Origin of the sequence: Streptomyces bobili (genome assembly GCF_002154575.1) — a bacterium.
In the GTDB taxonomy this organism is placed as follows: domain Bacteria; phylum Actinomycetota; class Actinomycetes; order Streptomycetales; family Streptomycetaceae; genus Streptomyces; species Streptomyces bobili.
On record NZ_MUBA01000219.1, the window covers coordinates 1 to 2,758 of the forward strand.

Sequence of the window (2,758 nt, forward strand, 5' to 3'; positions counted from 1 at the left end):
CCCGATCTGACCGTCGTCGGCGAGGCGGCGAACGGCGCGGAGGCGGTTCGCCTCAGCACCGCACTGCGTCCCGACGTCGTCCTGATGGACGGCCGCCTGTCCGCGCCGGAAGGCGTCGAAGCCATCCGCCGCATCGTCCGACCACCACTCCTCCCCCAGGTTCCCCGCCTCCCGGGGACGGCCGTGTCCCCGCCCCGCGTGCTGGTGCTGACGCCCGTGGACGACGAGGGATACGCCTACGCGGCCCTGCGCGCGGGAGCGGGCGGCTTCGTCCTGGAGGACGCCACGCCGGAGGAACTGATCGCGGCCGTCCGCGTCGTGGCCGCCGGAGACGCCGTCATCACCCCCGATCTGACCCGCGCGCTCATCGACGCCGTCCGCCGGCAGGGGACCTCTCCCCTACCCGGTCGGGACATCGGCCCGAACACCCTGACCCAGCGCGAGCGCGACGTCCTTGTCGCCGTCGCCTCCGGCTGGTCCAACGCCGAGATCGCCGCGCGGCTGTCCATCGCCCCGACCACGGTCAAGTCCCACGTCAGCCACATCCTCGCCAAGATCGGCGCCCGCGCCCGCGTCCAGGCGGTGGCCTTCGCCTACGAGTACGGCCTGGTCCGGCCGGCCGCCTGACACCGGTCCACGAGGGCCGCGGCGAGCGGCGGGCCCAAGTGACGACGACGTGACCGGCATCGGGGTCGACCCGGCCGGGGTTCCCCTCGTAGGCACGGGATGCACAGGCCGCACGGGCCATAGGTCCGGTTCGACCGGTCCGGCGACTGGCCGGCCGGCCGGCCGGCGACGCCAAGGCGACTTCGCCGCCAGACGCCTCAAGTCGCCGTGCACGGCCGACGAGTACGGGGGCGGCGGGGATCGCCTTCACCACCCCTCTGGGCACACCGGGTCCGGCGGCGCCGCCGTGCCTCCCGCTGCCGTCCGAGCGGAGCGGCTCAGCTCTGGGGGGACGGGGTGAGCACCACGAAATCGGCCTTCGAGCGGTCGAGGCAGACGGCGAGGCGGCCGACGCCCTCCGCGTCCACCGGTCCCATCTGCACACTGCCGCCGTTCCCGGTGACCGCGGCGACGGCGGCGTCGCAGTCGTCGACGGCGAACACCGGGTGCCAGTACGCCCGCCCGTCCGCCAGCGAGAGGTCCTCCTTGCCGAGCTGCATCAGGCCGCCCTGCATCCGGTCCTCGGTCTTCCCGGCCGGCGTGATGATGGTGTACGTACCCCCGCCGCCCGGCATCTCCATGTCGCTGAACTGCCAGCCGAAGACGGAGCCGTAGAACTGCCGCGCGGCGGCGGCGTCGCTCGTGTACAGCTCGGTCCAGGACAGTGAGCCCGACTCGTCGGCCAGCTCGAAGCCCACGTCCTGCCCCGGCTGCCAGGCGGCGAACTGGCCGCCCGACGGGTCGGTGTACTGCGCCATCCGTCCCCAGTCGCCGAGGTCCCTCGGGGGCACCCGGACCGTGCCGCCGGCGCCTTCCACCGCCTGGGTGGTGGCGTCCGCGTCGGTGACGGTGTAGTAGATCATCCAGGCCGATCGGGCGCCCTCCTCGGACAGCTTGCCGAGCCCGGCGACGGTCTTGCCGTCCTTCTTGAACATCCCGCCTTCCATCTCCTCGCCCTCGCCCCCCATGGCCTCGTACTCCCAGCCGAGCACCGCGCCGTAGAAGGCCGCGGCGGCCGCGACGTCGGGGGCGCCGAGGTCGAGCCAACAGGGGGCGCCGGGGGTGGGGTCGGTGGTGATCACAGCTGTTCCCTTTCGCAGATCCGGTGTCGTTTCAGCGTGACACCGGCCACTGACAATCGCGCGTCGGCCGGGCCGCTGGGCGGCCGGGCGGGAGCGTCCGCCTCGTTACGGATACGTTCCGGTCTCTTGACGACGTCCGCATGACTGCGTAGACATGTCCCCGTCGACATGACAGCGCAGACATGACTACGCAGTCAGCCAGTCGGCGTCTGACATCATCGGCTCGATCGTGCGGCCACCGGGAGACACACCATGACGCGAGGAACAGGGCGGGGCAAAAGCGCCCCGGCGCCGCGAAGCGTGGACGTGGCCCGACTGGCCGGGGTCTCGCAGAAGACGGTGTCGCGGGTCTTCAACGACGAGCAGTACGTCTCCGCCGACGTACGCCGACGGGTCCTCGAAGCCGCCGAACAGCTCGGATACCGGCGCAACAACGCCGCCCGCGCGCTGGCCTCCGGACGGACCCGCTCGATCGGCGTGGTCACGCTGGGCACGGCCCTCTACGGCCCCGCCTCACTCCTCATGGGCGTCGAGCGGGCCGTCCGGGACACCGGCTACGCGCTCCGCGTGGTCAACACCATAGAAGGCGACCCGGCGGGCATCGCCGGCGCCGTGGACTCGCTCCTCGACCAGGGCGTGGACGGCATCGTCATCTCCGAGCCGATCGACGAGGAGGAGGGCACCGACAGCGATGTGTCCCTCCGCGTCGACGTGCCGGTCCTCGTCCTCGGCGCCCCCTCGGCGGTCGCCGCGCCCACGCTGCTGACCGCGGGCGACGGGGCCGACCTGATGGCCCGGACCGCCACCGAACACCTTCTGGAACTCGGCCATGTGACGGTCCACCACCTCGCCGGTCCGCAACGGTGGTTCGCCGCCCGCGACCGCCTGAACGGCTGGCACGCGACGCTGACCGCGCGGGGCAGGGACGTACCGCCGGTCACCGAAGGCGACTGGTCGGCGGCGTCCGGGTACCGGGCGGGACGCGAACTCGCCCGGGACCCGGACGCCGC

General features: G+C 72.9%; 3 protein-coding genes. 2 read left to right on the plus strand and 1 reads right to left on the minus strand.

The annotated features are described in order from the left end of the window. Positions 1–627, plus strand: a 627-nt coding sequence (locus BZL64_RS18640; RefSeq protein ID WP_086770330.1) for a LuxR C-terminal-related transcriptional regulator, incomplete at its 5' end; no start/stop codon positions are given. Positions 628–944: 317 nt separating this feature from the next. Here BZL64_RS18640 and BZL64_RS18645 read toward each other — a convergent pair. Continuing rightward, the gene (locus tag BZL64_RS18645; protein ID WP_086770331.1) at positions 945–1,748 is read right to left on the minus strand and encodes a VOC family protein; all 804 of its coding nucleotides are present in this window, start codon (positions 1,746–1,748) and stop codon (positions 945–947) included. A 300-nt stretch (positions 1,749–2,048) separates the two neighbouring features. Between BZL64_RS18645 and BZL64_RS18650 the strand changes: the two genes are divergently transcribed. Then, positions 2,049–2,758 (plus strand): LacI family DNA-binding transcriptional regulator (locus BZL64_RS18650; protein WP_143663203.1); only part of this gene is annotated, 710 nt, incomplete at its 3' end.